We start from the raw sequence: 15,309 nt of genomic DNA, 5'->3' as shown, positions 1-15,309 counted from the left end.
TTAGCATAATGAACATATACGATCTATAAAAATGTTTTCGTTTCAATATTATTTCTACTATAAACAATTATATGTAATAATTAATTTTAAATATTCAAAAATGAACATGACCATTTTCAGGAATCGTTAATAGTGGAATTTTTAATTCTACAGCCTGTCTGGCGGCATGACTTCCCAAAAATAGTCTTTTGAAAAAGCTTTTGTCATGATGGCCCATCACCAGCATATCGATGTCTTTGTTTTTTAATATTTCCAAACCGTAATCTATATTTTCACTGTATATACAGTTATAGCAAATTTTACCATTCAGGTTCTTTAGAAACGTCTCTTTTTTATGTTTATAAGTGGCATCCTGGATCACATCATTATTACTCTGAATAATATGGGTAATCAAAAGCTCAGCATCAAAATATTTGGCAAATTCAATTAATAATTGAGCAGTTTTTATGTCTTTTTTATTCAGATCTGTAGCGAAAGCGATCTTCTTAAGCACATTATATTTATGGTCTGAAGGAACTAAAAGAAGCGGATATTTTGTGTTTTCAATCATCTGTATACTGTTGCTTCCGAAAATAAAGCGGGTAAGCATTCCTGCTCCCTGCATGCCCATTACGATAAGAAGCGGCTTTTTATTGGCTGCCATATTGTTGATAACATGAACCGTATCGCCTCCCTCACTTTCATAATGTATTGAAGGATGAAATGGAAAAGCTTCATCTCCCCATACAACTTTTTCTCTGTCTTCCAGTACCTTTGCCAACTTTTTAAGCTCTTTTGTATTTTCTTCATATAAATCTGGATATTCATATACAGACCACGCGGTCTGCCCAAGCATTGGACTTTCAATCGGTAACCCAAAGGCATGGCATAAATCGATGTTGGCCTTCAGGGCATTGGCCAAATGCAGAGCATAAAAGGCCGCATTTTTCGCTGGCTTTGAGTAGTCTGTGCCGACTATAATCGTTCTCATAATCTGATTATTTATTTTGGTTAAATTTATTTTCTAATGAATTATCTAAATGGTAAATATCTTTGTATAATACAGGCTTTCCATCTACTATAAGACAGGTCAGATAGGCTATAATGATAGGAATAGGTTGCTTCAGAACGAAATCTCTTCTTTTATACTCTGCCATTGCATTTTCCAGAATAGGAATCTTGTTTGCAGAACCATCATTTTTTAACATAAGAGATGCAAGTTCTTTTGCGTTCTCAACACGAATGCACCCGTGGCTCAAAGCTCTTTCATCGTCATTGAACAATTGTTTCTGAGAAGTATCATGAAGATAAATTCCATAAGAGTTTTCAAATCTAAAAACTACCGCTCCCAATGCATTATCACAACCGGATGACTGCCTTACACTATATCGGTAAGGGTTATGACGGATCTCTTTTAGTTTTGATGAACTTATTTCAACTTGATTTCCATTTTTATCATAAACTGAATAATGATGGTCCTCTAAATATTGAGGGCTTTTTAAGATTTTAGGCAGCATTTCTTTTACAAAAATACTTTGAGGAACCTTCCAGTCGGGTGCCGTTGTAAAATAAGTAATACTACTTCTCAAAACTGGCGTTTTGGTGGAGGGTTTCCCTACAATAACTTTAAAATCAAACACATTGCCCCCTTTATAAAGTTTCAATGTATAGGAAGGAATATTTACCAGAATATAAGAAGTATCATTCGTATCAATCCATCTTAAGCGCTCCATATTGACAATGATTTTTTCATATTCTCTTTGTGGAGCTATACAGTCATTTTCCGCATAGAGAACATTTAAATAGTTCTGAAAGTCAGTGTATTCTTTTATTTTAGGCTGAACGTCAAGGATTGTCTTAAGAAAATCTGTCTGCTGTCTTCCATTCTGTAATATATCGTCGGATCTAAATCCATTAATATCATTGGAATCAATATATGATGATTTGTACAAAGGGTTGTATTTTCCTAAATGCAGATGATTGATGAAAGTGATAAGAGCATCCGTCATAAGAATATCGAACTCAGCTTTCTCACTTTGATTCTCTTCAACGGGAGTATCTCGCAATTTTCTCAATTTCTGAAGAGAAATAGCATCCCAATGATAATCAGATAAAGACAGTCCAAATCGGCTGGAGTATTCCAACAGTAACATTGCAGTTTCTGACTGATCTGATCTTTGTGCCGTTATCCACGCATATTTAGAATTAATTCCGGCATAAAACCTAATAACCGATTGAGGATAATGCAGTTTTGAGAGCGTACCATTGTCTTTTAGTAAAGAAGAAATCTCCTGCGCTGTTTTCACATCCTGAGCTTGCGTAAATATTGCAAAGCAAAAAATAATGGTGAATGTTAAAAGGGTTTTCATAATCTGAAGTTTATACCACAAATTTCCTAATTATCGTACTGTGAAATAATGACTGCCATCACTAAAAATAATGATACAACTACGCTTTAATCTTCGTTTTATTAAAACTCCCAAAATACTAATTGGTTTAGAGTTTTATCCTTGTAAGAAGTTGAATTATCGAACTGACCAACATCATTTTTCGCAGTGATGCGTGTCATATTATTTCTCATGCAAGTTACTGACCTTTGGGATGAATTAACATAAAGCATTACCATGAAAAAAATACAATATCATAAGTTTATCATTTTTACATTATGTATATGCACAGTACTTTTCCATTCCTGCAGTTCCACTTATATAGCAAGTAGTTGGCGGGATCCGGATATACATATACACGCCAATGATTGGAAAAAAGTACTGGTAATGGCACTATTGAGAAACGAAACCAATCGCAGGAGTGCCGAAGATGAAATGGTAAAATATCTGAATGGGAAAGGCATTACTTCTTACAGTTATCTGGATGAGAATTTTAACAGAAAAGATGAACAGGCTTTGCGTAGCAGAATAAAAAAAGATGGTTTTGATGCGGCTATTACGATGAGGCTGATTGATGTGGATAAAGAAAAAGTATATACTCCTCAGCAATACTATATGTATCCCATGTATTATAATGATTTCATCACCTATTACTACAGAAACTGGATGTATTACAATCTGCCAGGCTACTATACCGTCACTAAAAAATTTATTGTTGAAACCATAATATACTCTATTAAGGATGATAAAATAATATGGTCAGGAATTACAGAAACATATGATCCTAATGGAGTAAAAAGACTGACCAATGAAATCGCCCGTGCTCTTCGTAATAAAATGCAGCAGGAAGGATTCATAGAAAATAATTATCATCAATAAACAATACCAATCATGATCGTTGTAAAAAAAGAGGGCATTCTCCTGGAAAAGACTAACCATGGATTTGAAAGTTCGGGAGTTTTGAACCCGGCCGTTTTTTGTGAAAATGGCTTTTGCCACCTGTTTTACAGAGCGGTGAGTAAAGATCATTATTCAAGCATTGGCTACTGTAGGCTGAAGCCCCCAGTAACCGTTGAAAGCCGAATGGAAATTCCACTTTTATATCCTCAATACAATTATGAAAAAAAAGGGATGGAAGATCCACGCATTGTAAAAATTGATGATTTATATTACCTCACCTACACAGCATATGATGGGATAAATGCATTAGGAGCATTGGCTACATCAAAAGACCTGGTAACATGGGAAAAAAGGGGACTCATTGTTCCTCAATATTCTTATGAAGAATTTAAATTCTTAGCTGAATCTAAAGGAGAATTGAATGAAAAATATTTCCGTTTTAATGGAAAATATATCGTTTCAAAAAAACTGAAAAAAAAAGTATTGGTTTGGGACAAAAATGTAATACTCTTTCCAAGGCGAATTAATGGCAAGCTTTATTTTTTGCACCGGATAAAACCTGATATTCAAATTGTATGTGTAGACCACTTGAGTGAACTGACTCACAACTTTTGGGATAACTTTCTTTTGATGTTCAGCGATCACATCCTCATTTCATCAAAATACGACCACGAAGTAAGCTATGTAGGAGGTGGATGTCCTCCCATTGAAACAGAAAAAGGCTGGCTTCTAATCTACCATGGTGTTCACGATACAGTGGATGGTTATGTTTACTGTGCTTGTGCGACATTATTAGATTTAGAAAATCCTACCCGCGAAATAGCCCGTTTACCCTATCCATTGTTTAAACCGGAATACAATTACGAGCTGCATGGTAAAGTTAATAATGTTTGTTTTCCCAGTGGAACGCTGGTTCGAGAGGATACATTATACATCTATTACGGAGCGGCAGATGAGCATATTGCGTGTGCTTCGGTTTGCCTTTCGGAATTACTGAAAGAATTAACAACTTATAAAAACATACCCCATGAATAATAAACTAAATAGGAGAAAAAGACTACTTAAACAGCTCGCTTTAAAACGTGTTTCAGAAAAAACACCTCAATTACTGATGCTCAGCACCTTTCCACCCAGAGAATGCGGCATCGCGACCTATACTCAGGATTTAATACAGGCAATTACCCACAAATTCACAGAATCCTTTGATATTAAAATATGTGCATTGGAATACGGAAAGCATGATTATGATGAGAATGTCAATTATATTTTAGAAACACAAAACCCTCATTCCTATTACAGATTAATCCGGGATATTAATACCTCAGATCGAATTGAATTAATCGTTCTTCAGCACGAGTTCGGTTTGTTCAGAGGCAATGAAAAAGAATTATTAATACTCCTACAATCTGTTGAGAAAACCTCTGTAGTTGTATTACACACCGTTTTACCGAAACCGGACAGGGAAACACAACAATATATTCAGAGTATCGCTGAAATTACAAATATGCTAGTCGTAATGACTCAGTCTGCTAAAAAAATATTAGAGGATGATTATCTTATAGCACAGGAAAAAATTACGGTGATTCCCCATGGCACACACTTAGTACAGCACATTGATAAAAAATTTTTAAAAGAAAAATATGGTTACCAGCACAGAAAAATACTTTCAACTTTTGGTTTGCTGAGTTCAGGTAAGGGTATTGAAACAACACTAAAAGCCTTGCCTTCCATTATTAAGCAACATCCTGAAACATTATTTTTAATTATAGGAAAAACCCACCCGTGTGTTATACAACAGGATGGTGAAAAATACAGACAAAGTTTAGAATTACTAATCGAAAAATTAGATTTATCGGGGAATGTAGATTTTGTTAATGATTATTTACCTCTTGACTTATTATTGGAATACTTGCAATTAACAGACATTTACCTGTTTACCTCCAAAGATCCCAACCAGGCAGTAAGCGGTACTTTTTCTTATGCTATCAGCTGTGGCTGCCCTATTGTTTCTACTCCTATTCCACATGCTCTGGAAATATTGGAAAAAGGAGCGGGCATCATTATAGATTTTAATGATGCACCGCAACTCGCCAAACAGGTAATTAATTTACTGGACGACAAATCAATGAGAAATCAAATGACATTAAACGGTTTACATCAGATGATTCCGACTGCATGGGAAAATTCTGCCATAGCCCATGTTAAGTTGTTTAGAAGTCTTTTAAATTCCGGTTCATCTATTTCGTATAAAATCCCAAAGATCAACCTTAATCATTTGAAAAAAATGACCACTGATTTTGGAATCCTTCAGTTTTCAATTATAAATCACCCTGACAAAGATTCGGGATATACCCTGGATGATAATGCCAGAGCGTTGATAGCGATGTGCCAATTCTACAGAATCTATAAAAGAAAAAATGATTTAAATTACATCAATATCTACTTTTATTTCATACTATTTAGTTTCCAAGACGAAGGCTACTTTTTCAATTATGTTGATATACAAAAACAATTTACAGAACAAAACAGCACCTGTAATCTTGAAGATGCTTTTGGCAGAGCAATATGGGCATTGGGATACTTGATTTCGATGCAGGATATCATCCCTTCAGAACTAATTGTCAAGGCAAAGAAACTTTTTAATAAAGCTATTTTGCAAGCCGAATCTATCCATTCAACCAGGGCAATGGCATTTATAATTAAGGGAATGTATTTTGCGAATACTAAAAATGGTAATCCGTTAAATATTCGACTTATAGAACAACTTGCCGACCGTTTAGTTCAAATGTATAAACATGAAACTGATAACGAGTGGCAATGGTATGAAAGCTATCTCACGTATGCCAATAGTGTGCTTCCGGAAGCAATACTTTTTGCGTGGTTAACAATCCGTAAACCAATATATCAATCAATTGCTTTGGATTCTTTTGACTTTCTGCTGTCAAAAATATTTTCTCAGGATGCAATTAAAGTAATCTCTAATAAAGGCTGGATGCATAATGGTCAGGAAATTAATCCAGCCCATACGGGTGGAGAGCAGCCCATTGATGTATCCTATACCATTATAGCACTAAACGAATTTTACAATAATTTCAGAATTGAAGATTATAAATACAAAATGTTTACCGCTTTTGATTGGTTTTTAGGAAATAACCATTTAAACCAAATAATATACAATCCCTGTACCGGAGGATGCTATGACGGTGTGGAAGACAGCTATATCAATCTGAATCAGGGAGCTGAATCTACCATTAGTTACTTAATGGCAAGGCTGACCATAGAAAAACATATTGTATCAGCAGAAAAATCAGGACAAAACACACAAGATAAAAAAATACATTTCTTAAAACCAATCTGAAATGATAGAGCTTTCTATGCTCTTACTAAGGAATCAATAACTTGAATTTCAAATCAACTACAATAAATTTTCAATTAACAATCTTAACATTTTTATTAACCAAAAAAAATTAAAATGAAAACAAATACAAAATTACAGAGAGAGGTTCAGGATGCCATTGCATGGGAACCTTTATTACACGCAGCAGAGATTGGTGTCACCGTAAAAGATGGTGTGGTTTCTCTTACAGGCGTAGTTGACAGTTATGCAAAAAAAGCAGAGGCAGAAAAAGCAGCCAAAAAAGTTGCTGGAGTAAAAGCTTTAGTCGAGGATATTGAAGTTAAATTTCCTAGCTCTTGGAAAAAAACAGATGCCGAAGTTGCAACAGAAGTATTAAATACTTTTAAATCAAACTATACTATTCCTGATAACAATATCAAGATAAAAGTTGAAGATGGATGGGTTACTTTGGAAGGTCAGTTACCATGGAACTATCAGAGAGAAGCAGCAGAAAGAGCAGTAAAATACCTTTCTGGTGTAAAGGGTGTACTGAACAAAATCAAAATCAAATCAGAATTGGATGATACCATACAAAAAAAAGATATTGAAAATGCACTCAAGAGAAGCTCAATTTACGATAATGATATTAAAGTATCTGTGTTAGGAACTACGGTAACTTTAAAAGGAACCGCAAATTCTTTGTATCAAAAAGAAGAAGCAGGACGCATTGCCTGGAAAACCCCCGGCATTTGGAATGTAAAGAATGAACTGGAAGTTAATTATGAATATGATTTTTATTAATCTTTGATTAACCTCTGACCTGTGGAAGATCATATAGTTTTCCACAGGTTTTATATCATTTACATAGGGATCAATTTTTAATTCTTTTTCATCACTATAATACCATTAACTAGATTATTAAGAAAAATAGTTAAATATAAATTCAATCAACAAATCTGAAATTATGAAAAATTTAGAAAATAAAGTAGCCATTATAACAGGCGGCTCCGGAAGCATTGGCAAAATTACAGCTAAAATATTTTTAGAAGAGGGAGCAAAAGTAATGCTCGTCGACCTCTCTGAAGATGCATTAAAAGAAACCGCTTACGAATTAAATAGTGAACATATAAAATATTGTGTTGCTGATGTTTCAAAAGCTGGTGATGTTGAACATTATGTTACTGAGACCGTAAAACTATTTGGAAAAATAGATGTATTTTTCAACAATGCCGGTATTGAAGGGGTTGTGAAGCCAATTGAAAATTATCCTGAAGACGTTTTTGATACAATTATGTCCGTCAATGTTAAGGGGGTATGGCTAGGAAATAAATATGTTTTATCCCAGATGAATGATGGCGGAAGCATCATTATGACTTCATCTGTTGCCGGTATATTGGGATTTGCAGGCTTAAGCGCTTATGTCACCAGTAAACATGCTGTTGTTGGCATCATGCGAACCACAGCTCTTGAAGCAGCTAAACGGAAAATCAGAGTAAATACGGTTCATCCATCTCCTGTAAATAACAGAATGATGCGCTCTATAGAAGAAAACTCTGCTCCAGGACATGCTGAAGAGATTAAAAAACAATTTGAGGCGACAATACCATTAGGGCGTTATGCTGAACCTATTGAAATAGCAAAGCTGGTTTTATTTCTTGCCGGTGACGACAGTCAATTCATTACAGGAACAACTCAGATAATTGATGGTGGAATGTCTGCTGAATAATATAGGTATTCTCTACAGCGGTAAAGAAACAAAACTCCTTATTTGGAAATAAGGACAATGAAAATTTTTAACACCTCCCTTTCATATTAAGTTGCAGGTTGGACATATCAGTCTTTACTAGGTAGAGCTTCCTATTTCATTAAATAAACGCCTTGCATTTTGCTTTGTAAAAAGTCCTGTTCCTTCGGCCATTGTAGTGGCAGATCCACATGCGATTCCCATGGAAAGGACTTCTTTATAATTACCTCCTTTCACCAAAACAGAAACCATTCCGGCAACCATGCTATCTCCAGCACCAACTGTACTTTTCACTTCTACATCAGGTGCCGCAATTTGAATTTTTTCAGCTGCTGAAAATAAAATCGCTCCCTGAGAACCTAATGAGACTACCACAATCTCAGCTTTTCCCTGCGAAATAATAAGTTGGGCAGCTCGGTCTACATCATCATCTTCCAACTTGTCTTTTCCAACTAAAACCGCAAGCTCCCCTATATTGGGTTTTAATAAAAATACACCTTCTTCTACAGCTGTTTTCAGAGCTTCTCCTGATGTGTCGATAATTACTTTACTCCCTTTTGACTTACACGTACTAACAAGCTGTTTCATCAAATTCGAATCGGTTTCCGCTGGTAAACTGCCACTGATTACTACAAAATCGGGAAACGGATTCACTACTTTAACACTATTTAAAATTTCTTTTTGCTCGTCTTGTGTTAAAAGTTCTCCAGGAAATCCAAACCTATATTGCTTGTTGTTAGAAGTATCTAAAACAGTAAAATTTTCCCGGGTTTCTGCAGTAGTAGGGAAAGATACTAGATTCAGTTGTTCGGCTTGGAGTAACTCTTCCAGCAACCTGCCCGTTCTTCCACCGGAAGTAAAAAACATATCTGATGAAATCCCTAATCTTTTTAATGCTCTGGATACATTAACTCCACCTCCTCCTGCCTCATATTTAGGGGAATGACAACGCAATTTTTTTTCAGGAATGATGCTTGCAACACTGCTGCTCTTGTCTACCGACGGATTCAATGTGATTGTTAAAATAGATTTTTCCATTTTATTAAACTTTTTTATACTACTGAATTATCCAGCGCAGTATCATTATCAAATTATTACTGTCCTCCTATTATACAAAAAATGATGCTTCCTATTATTTATTCAAATTTCAACAATAAGGAACAGACTGCCAAATATTTGATCTGATCAACATCATGTTTCATAGTGATGCTGGTCATCTTATCTTCTGTAAAGTTTCTGGAACTTTGAAACATAAAATTTATAATCAAATGAAATCAAATGAAAACAAATGCAGAATTACAAAAAGATATTCAGGACGCTATTAAATGGGAACCCTTACTAAATTCAGCAGAGATCGGAGTGATTGTTAAAGATGGAATTGTTACCCTTACAGGAACTGTAGATAGTTATGCCAAGAAATTACAGGCAGAGCATGCCACAAAAAATGTCTCGGGAGTAAAAATTCTGGTAGAAGATATTGAAGTAAAATTACCCGATCCCAGGTCAAAAACTGATGTCGAAATTGCCGGTGAAATTATTGCCGCATTTAAGGCAAACTCTTTTATTCCAGAAGAAAAAATAACGGTAAAAGTAGAAAATGGTTGGGTAGATTTAGATGGTGAAATGTCCTGGGAGTATTTAAGGGATATTACAGAAAATGCCATAAAGTATCTTCCCGGAGTTAAAGGTATTTATAACAATATTATTATTAACCCGGAAGTCCATAACACCATTGAAAAGAGTGATATTGAAAAGGCTCTTGACAGAAGCTCAATCGATAATAGTGAAATTAGTGTTTCTGTATCCGGAACAACGGTCACATTAACCGGGAACGTACACACTTGGCATCAAAAAGAAGAAGCAGGACGCGTCGTCTGGAAAACACCAGGTATACAAGATGTAAAAAATGAATTAACAGTGGATTATGAGTATGATCTTTAATTCATTACTAATTCTTAAACGTTCCGGATTGTACATTGTGTCTATCGGCTGAAAGTATTTCTGTAAAGATCAATAATGGACAATCTAACTATATGAACATATAAACGCAACATCGTGGAAACCTATTTAAAAAACAATCTTAGTATTGTCGGCAATATAGCTTCATTCTCCAGTCGCTTTTTTAAAGAAATTTTCAAACCGGGCTTTGAGTGGAAAGAGTTTATCCGACAGTGTTTTGTTGTGGGTTATCAGTCATTAGCATTGGTGACCATAACAGGTTTCATCATGGGACTGGTACTCACCATACAGTCACGACCTGCGATGGCAAGGTTCGGAGCCGAGTCTATGATACCCGGTATGGTTTCGCTGTCATTAATAAGAGAGATTGCACCTGTCATTACGGCTTTGATTTGTGCTGGAAGAGTTTCATCAGGAATTGGAGCTGAATTAGGATCCATGAAAGTAACGGAACAAATTGATGCCATGGAAGTTTCAGCGATTAATCCGTATAGGTATCTGGTGGTGACCAGAACCCTTGCTACGACATTAATGATTCCTATTTTAGTACTATATGCTGATCTGATTGGAATCATAGGTGGTTTTATCGGGATTAATATGCACAGCGAAAGCAATGTGGAACATTATTTTTCAAACATATTTGAATCTCTGGAATATACAGATATTGTACCAGCTATCATCAAAACCTTTTTTTTCGGTTTTTTTATCGGGATTATTGGCTGTTATGAAGGATTTAATGCTTCGGGGGGCACAAAAAGCGTTGGAAAAGCGGCAAATTCAGCTGTAGTCATTGCTTCATTGATGATCTTTATCATTGATTTGATAGCAGTACAGGTAACTGATCTATTTTTTGAATTGTAATGGAAAATACTAAAAATTTACCTGTCGGGTATGACCGGTCAGTAACCGGCACATCACTGATAGAATTTAAAAATGTTTACAAATCTTATGGTAGTAATAAGGTGTTGAACGGCATCAGTTTTACCGTTAAAAGAGGAGAAAATCTGGTCATATTGGGAAAGTCAGGCTCAGGCAAGTCTGTTGCTGTTAAATGCCTTGTCGGTCTCACTAAAGTGGATAAAGGGGAAATATTTATATCAGGAAAGGATATAACAAAATTGAATGAGAAAGAACTCAACCGGATCCGGATGAAAATTGGTTTTCTATTTCAAAACGGAGCTTTATATGATTCCATGACAGTCCGAGAGAATTTGATTTTTACATTACAGCACAATCATAAGAATCTTACTGAACAGGAAATGGAATCTGCTGTTAAAGAAGCATTACAAAACGTAGGATTAGAAGAAGCTATTGATCAGTTGCCGGCAGAACTCTCAGGAGGAATGAGAAAGAGAATTGGACTGGCAAGAGCATTAATCATTAAACCGGAAATTATAATTTATGATGAGCCGACAGGAGGTCTAGATACCATCACAGCTCGTGAAATTATCGGGCTCATCCGAAATATCAAACTAAAATACAATACCTCATCTATTATCATAACACATGATTTAACCTGCGCAAAATATACCGGTGATAGAATCATCGTACTCAAGGATGGTATCATTAAAGCTGAAGGCAGCTATAAAGATATCGAAAATAATGCCGATGATTGGGTAAAATCATTTTTTGAAAAATAAATAGAGCAGCCATGAGCAACGAGTCATCAAACAACTGGAAATTGGGAATTTTTGTTACAGCAGGCATCCTTCTTTTCATAACAGCTATCTACTTTATTGGTGTCAACAGAAATCTGTTTGGCTCTAATTTCGCTCTGCGTTCAGAATTTAAGAATGTCAGCGGATTAAAGCAGGGAAGTAATGTCCGTCTTTCGGGTATTAACATAGGAACGGTTAATAAAATAGATTTTATTTCAGATTCATTGGTTCTGGTAAAGTTAGTAATCAGAAAAGACGTTCAAAAATACATTAAAACTGACGCGGTTGCCAGTATAGCATCAGACGGATTAATGGGTGATAAAATTCTTATTATTTCGCCCGGCACCACCTCCACTACCATAGTGAAGGATAATGACGTGATTGCTTCTTATAAAACAATTGAAATAGATGATCTGTTCTCAAGCATAAAACAAAGTACAGACAACGCCAAAACAATTACTGATGAGCTGGTTAAATTCAGTAGTAAAATGAATAATAAGAATAGCTTGTTGACAAAAATAATGACCGATAAGGATTTTGCATCGAGCATTGACAAAACCATAAAAAATTTACAGATAAGCTCTCAGGAACTAGCAAAATTCACCCCAATACTGAATAATAAAAACGGAACTATAGCAAAAATATTTACCGATAAGAAATGGTCAGATCATATTGAAAGCAGCATTTCCAATTTACAGAACAGCTCTCGTGAAATCAATATTTTCACTACAAAACTTAATGATAAAAACAATGTGCTTTCTCAATTATCTTCCAACGATACTTTAGCTCTTTCAATAAAAAATACACTGAGTAATCTTGAAAAAAGCTCTGATGATCTTATTCAATTTACGTCTAAAATAAATAATGATGAGAATGTATTATCGAAACTTACTAACAATCCTAAACTCGGGAAGTCTGTAGATTCCACTATTATCAATATTGAGAAAGGCGTGGGTGAACTGAGAGAACTAGAGGCCGCCGCCAGGAATAATTTTTTATTAAAAGGCTATTTTAATAAAAAGAAAAAAGAAACTGAAAAACAGAAATGATGATTATTGTTAATCCATTCAAAAGTGTGATTCATTTATTCTTACCGCCATGCAAAGTTACTACAAAACTCACAGAAAAGAAATAGGCCTGAGCATTGGGCTCTTGCTAAGTGTATTGAGTTTTACAATTAATCCTTTTACATTATCTCATCATGCCAATCAGGTTCTTTCCGTTGCTGTTCTTATGATTATCTGGTGGATTTTTGAAGCAGTGCCTATGGCTGTTACCGCTTTAATACCTATTGTATTATTTCCCGCTTTTGGTATTTCTTCCATAAAAGAAGTCGCTCAAAGCTATGCAGATCCAATCGTTTTTTTATTTATGGGAGGTTTTTTTATTGCAATAGCCATCGAAAAATGGAATCTCCACAAAAGAATAGCCTTGGGAATTATAAGAATCACAGGAACCAATGGAAATCGTATCATCCTTGGTTTTATTATGGCAACAGGCTTCCTCAGTTTATGGCTCAGTAATACCGCGACGACCATGATGATGTATCCTTTGGCTGTATCGGTCATCCACGTCGTTAATAATCACAATAAAAATGAAAAAAATACACAAAACTTTTCTTTAGCACTCTTGCTTTCTATTGCTTACGCTTCCAACTTTGCTCTGGGTACTGTCATTGCTACTCCTCCCAATGTTGCTTATGTGGGGTATATTAAAGACAGGTTCAATTATACCATCGGCTTTTCTGACTGGATGGTGCTGTTTTTGCCGCTGACTTTAGTTTTATTATTAATGCTTTACGGAGTACTGGTAAAAATAATGTACCCTAATAATATTCAACACAATGATGAAGCTTCAGACACAATAAAAAAATCCCAACTTCAGTTGGGTGCAATTAGCAGGCCCGAAGTACGAGTCCTGCTGATTTTCATTTTTACCATTTTATTATGGATTTCAAAAGACCTGTTAAATAATTGGCAAACTTTTTTTAAACTGGACGACACGGTTATTGCCCTATTGAGTGCTGTTCTTTTATTTTTAATGCCATCCGGAAACAAGAAAAACAGGAAACCTGAAAGATTACTGGTTTGGCGCGATACTCAGAAAATGGCCTGGGATATACTACTGCTATTTGGAGGAGGAATTGCATTAGCCAATGCTCTTGAGGTATCACAGTTAGCCAATGAGTTGGCCAGCGGCCTGGCCTACATTACTACAGATAATCTTCTTTTAATTATACTGACAATATCTGCCATCTCTATTTTTTTAAGTGAAGTGATCAGCAATCTGGCTTTAATAATGATTCTTTCACCCGTGATGACTACTCTAGCCATATCTTTACACATTGATCCTCTTCTACTAGGAATCCCAATGACACTAAGTGCAAGCTGCTCATCTATGCTTCCTATGGGAACTCCTCCAAATGCAATAATTTTTGCCAGAGGAAATATAAAAATTCAGACGATGATGAAAACAGGATTTGTACTTAATATCATTTGTATCATCATCATTTCGTTGGTATGTTGGTTCTTTATCCCCATGATGCCGGGTATGAAATTATAAAATCAAAGGATCTTATTATATTAATCCTCTTTTATTTTAGGCTTGATTTCTTTGGCATATATCATCAAACTTTCTTCAATACAAGCATAAGCTTCTTCCTTATTTTTAAAACCAAATACCTGCACAGTTTTTCCTTCCAATTTTTTATATTCTTCAAAAAAATTCTGAATCCCATTAACCGTGTAAACCGACAGGTCTTCAATATCATGAACATCTGCCAAAGAGGAATCATTTTCAGCCACAGCTATTATTTTATGATCTTTTTTTTCTTCGTCCGTCATTTCCATTATTCCTATCACCCTTGCATTAACCAGGGTAAGCGGAACGAGACTTTCCGAACATAGCACCAGAATATCCAACGGATCCCCGTCACTGTAATATGTCTTGGGGATGATCCCATAATTGGCAGGATAATACATAGAAGATAAAAGAATCCTATCCAGTCTTATCAGTCCTGATAGTTTGTCGATTTCGTATTTTGTATGGCTGCCACTAGGTATTTCAATAACAGCTGTAACTATTTGTGGCAGGTTATCTCCTGGTGAAACGTCATGCCATGGGTGTTGGTTTCCTATCATTGTCTTATTGTATTGATTTTTTAGCTAAAAGAAGAGCACTCTTGAATGAGCACCCTTCTTCTTGTGAGATTCTGTCAAACAAACTGCATTCTGCGCTAATCTTCACGGTTATTAATTTGCTTGTGTAAAATTCATTAAATTATTCATTCCAAGAAATGATATCAATCACTAAAAAAAATGATATTGCCAAATGAAAACACAGGTT

General features: G+C 35.3%; 14 protein-coding genes. 10 read left to right on the top strand and 4 right to left on the bottom strand.

The window, feature by feature from the left end; all coding sequences use genetic code 11:
- Nucleotides 1-94 precede the first annotated feature (94 nt).
- Together EL260_RS07765 and EL260_RS07760 are read right to left on the bottom strand one after the other, a co-directional pair.
- The gene (locus EL260_RS07765; protein ID WP_123859611.1) at nucleotides 95-970 is read right to left on the bottom strand and encodes a universal stress protein; all 876 of its coding nucleotides are present in this window, start codon (nucleotides 968-970) and stop codon (nucleotides 95-97) included.
- Between the two features lie 7 nt (nucleotides 971-977).
- Nucleotides 978-2,348 (bottom strand): L,D-transpeptidase family protein, encoded by a 1,371-nt coding sequence (locus EL260_RS07760; RefSeq protein WP_123859610.1) that lies wholly within the window; start codon nucleotides 2,346-2,348, stop codon nucleotides 978-980.
- 405 nt (nucleotides 2,349-2,753) lie between these two features.
- On the opposite strand from EL260_RS07760, the gene EL260_RS07755 reads away from it, so the two are divergent.
- The 5 genes from EL260_RS07755 to EL260_RS07735 all read left to right on the top strand — a co-directional run bounded on the left by EL260_RS07755 (nucleotide 2,754) and on the right by EL260_RS07735 (nucleotide 8,329).
- On the top strand, nucleotides 2,754-3,245 hold the full coding sequence (locus EL260_RS07755; RefSeq protein ID WP_123859609.1) for a hypothetical protein: 492 nt from the start codon (nucleotides 2,754-2,756) through the stop codon (nucleotides 3,243-3,245).
- Between the two features lie 12 nt (nucleotides 3,246-3,257).
- Nucleotides 3,258-4,301 (top strand): glycoside hydrolase family 130 protein, encoded by a 1,044-nt coding sequence (locus EL260_RS07750; RefSeq protein WP_123859608.1) that lies wholly within the window; start codon nucleotides 3,258-3,260, stop codon nucleotides 4,299-4,301.
- The gene (locus tag EL260_RS07745) at nucleotides 4,294-6,624 is read left to right on the top strand and encodes a glycosyltransferase (RefSeq protein WP_122636976.1); all 2,331 of its coding nucleotides are present in this window, start codon (nucleotides 4,294-4,296) and stop codon (nucleotides 6,622-6,624) included. The genes EL260_RS07750 and EL260_RS07745 overlap by 8 nt, the downstream gene beginning before the upstream one ends.
- Before the next feature lie 114 nt (nucleotides 6,625-6,738).
- Complete coding sequence (locus EL260_RS07740) at nucleotides 6,739-7,404, top strand: BON domain-containing protein (protein WP_007844602.1); 666 nt, start codon at nucleotides 6,739-6,741, stop codon at nucleotides 7,402-7,404.
- A gap of 163 nt (nucleotides 7,405-7,567) precedes the next feature.
- On the top strand, nucleotides 7,568-8,329 hold the full coding sequence (locus EL260_RS07735) for an SDR family NAD(P)-dependent oxidoreductase (RefSeq protein ID WP_047437538.1): 762 nt from the start codon (nucleotides 7,568-7,570) through the stop codon (nucleotides 8,327-8,329).
- Nucleotides 8,330-8,446: 117 nt separating this feature from the next.
- Here EL260_RS07735 and EL260_RS07730 read toward each other — a convergent pair whose 3' ends face one another.
- A complete protein-coding gene (locus tag EL260_RS07730; RefSeq protein WP_123859607.1) occupies nucleotides 8,447-9,385 on the bottom strand; it encodes a 1-phosphofructokinase family hexose kinase in 939 nt (312 codons plus the stop codon).
- A 240-nt stretch (nucleotides 9,386-9,625) separates the two neighbouring features.
- Between EL260_RS07730 and EL260_RS07725 the strand changes: the two genes are divergently transcribed.
- From EL260_RS07725 to EL260_RS07705, 5 genes are all read left to right on the top strand, one after another.
- The gene (locus EL260_RS07725) at nucleotides 9,626-10,288 is read left to right on the top strand and encodes a BON domain-containing protein (protein WP_047437542.1); all 663 of its coding nucleotides are present in this window, start codon (nucleotides 9,626-9,628) and stop codon (nucleotides 10,286-10,288) included.
- A 114-nt stretch (nucleotides 10,289-10,402) separates the two neighbouring features.
- Entirely contained in the window at nucleotides 10,403-11,167 is a 765-nt protein-coding gene (locus EL260_RS07720; protein WP_047437544.1) for an MlaE family ABC transporter permease, read from the top strand.
- Nucleotides 11,167-11,946: an ABC transporter ATP-binding protein gene (locus EL260_RS07715; protein WP_122636979.1), complete on the top strand. Its 780-nt coding sequence runs from the start codon at nucleotides 11,167-11,169 to the stop codon at nucleotides 11,944-11,946. Before EL260_RS07720 ends, EL260_RS07715 begins: the two co-directional genes overlap by 1 nt.
- An 11-nt stretch (nucleotides 11,947-11,957) precedes the next feature.
- Entirely contained in the window at nucleotides 11,958-13,013 is a 1,056-nt protein-coding gene (locus EL260_RS07710) for an MlaD family protein (protein WP_052194130.1), read from the top strand.
- Between the two features lie 49 nt (nucleotides 13,014-13,062).
- Nucleotides 13,063-14,526 carry an SLC13 family permease gene (locus tag EL260_RS07705; protein WP_047437548.1) on the top strand — a complete coding sequence of 488 codons (1,464 nt, stop codon included), beginning with the start codon at nucleotides 13,063-13,065 and terminating at the stop codon, nucleotides 14,524-14,526.
- Between the two features lie 20 nt (nucleotides 14,527-14,546).
- Here the strand turns inward: EL260_RS07705 and EL260_RS07700 are convergent, their stop codons facing one another.
- A complete protein-coding gene (locus EL260_RS07700; protein WP_007844583.1) occupies nucleotides 14,547-15,104 on the bottom strand; it encodes an inorganic diphosphatase in 558 nt (185 codons plus the stop codon).
- Nucleotides 15,105-15,309: the final 205 nt, after the last annotated feature.

The sequence above is a fragment of the Chryseobacterium nakagawai genome, assembly GCF_900637665.1.
Taxonomy (GTDB): Bacteria; Bacteroidota; Bacteroidia; order Flavobacteriales; family Weeksellaceae; genus Chryseobacterium; species Chryseobacterium nakagawai.
This window is presented reverse-complemented; position numbering and strand designations above follow the sequence as displayed.

Coding starts and splice junctions, on each gene's coding strand:
- EL260_RS07765 (WP_123859611.1), bottom strand. CDS start 970: ATGAGAACGATTATAGTCGGCACAGACTACTCAAAGCCAGCGAAAAAT.
- EL260_RS07760 (WP_123859610.1), bottom strand. CDS start 2,348: ATGAAAACCCTTTTAACATTCACCATTATTTTTTGCTTTGCAATATTT.
- EL260_RS07755 (WP_123859609.1), top strand. CDS start 2,754: ATGGCACTATTGAGAAACGAAACCAATCGCAGGAGTGCCGAAGATGAA.
- EL260_RS07750 (WP_123859608.1), top strand. CDS start 3,258: ATGATCGTTGTAAAAAAAGAGGGCATTCTCCTGGAAAAGACTAACCAT.
- EL260_RS07745 (WP_122636976.1), top strand. CDS start 4,294: ATGAATAATAAACTAAATAGGAGAAAAAGACTACTTAAACAGCTCGCT.
- EL260_RS07740 (WP_007844602.1), top strand. CDS start 6,739: ATGAAAACAAATACAAAATTACAGAGAGAGGTTCAGGATGCCATTGCA.
- EL260_RS07735 (WP_047437538.1), top strand. CDS start 7,568: ATGAAAAATTTAGAAAATAAAGTAGCCATTATAACAGGCGGCTCCGGA.
- EL260_RS07730 (WP_123859607.1), bottom strand. CDS start 9,385: ATGGAAAAATCTATTTTAACAATCACATTGAATCCGTCGGTAGACAAG.
- EL260_RS07725 (WP_047437542.1), top strand. CDS start 9,626: ATGAAAACAAATGCAGAATTACAAAAAGATATTCAGGACGCTATTAAA.
- EL260_RS07715 (WP_122636979.1), top strand. CDS start 11,167: ATGGAAAATACTAAAAATTTACCTGTCGGGTATGACCGGTCAGTAACC.
- EL260_RS07710 (WP_052194130.1), top strand. CDS start 11,958: ATGAGCAACGAGTCATCAAACAACTGGAAATTGGGAATTTTTGTTACA.
- EL260_RS07705 (WP_047437548.1), top strand. CDS start 13,063: ATGCAAAGTTACTACAAAACTCACAGAAAAGAAATAGGCCTGAGCATT.
- EL260_RS07700 (WP_007844583.1), bottom strand. CDS start 15,104: ATGATAGGAAACCAACACCCATGGCATGACGTTTCACCAGGAGATAAC.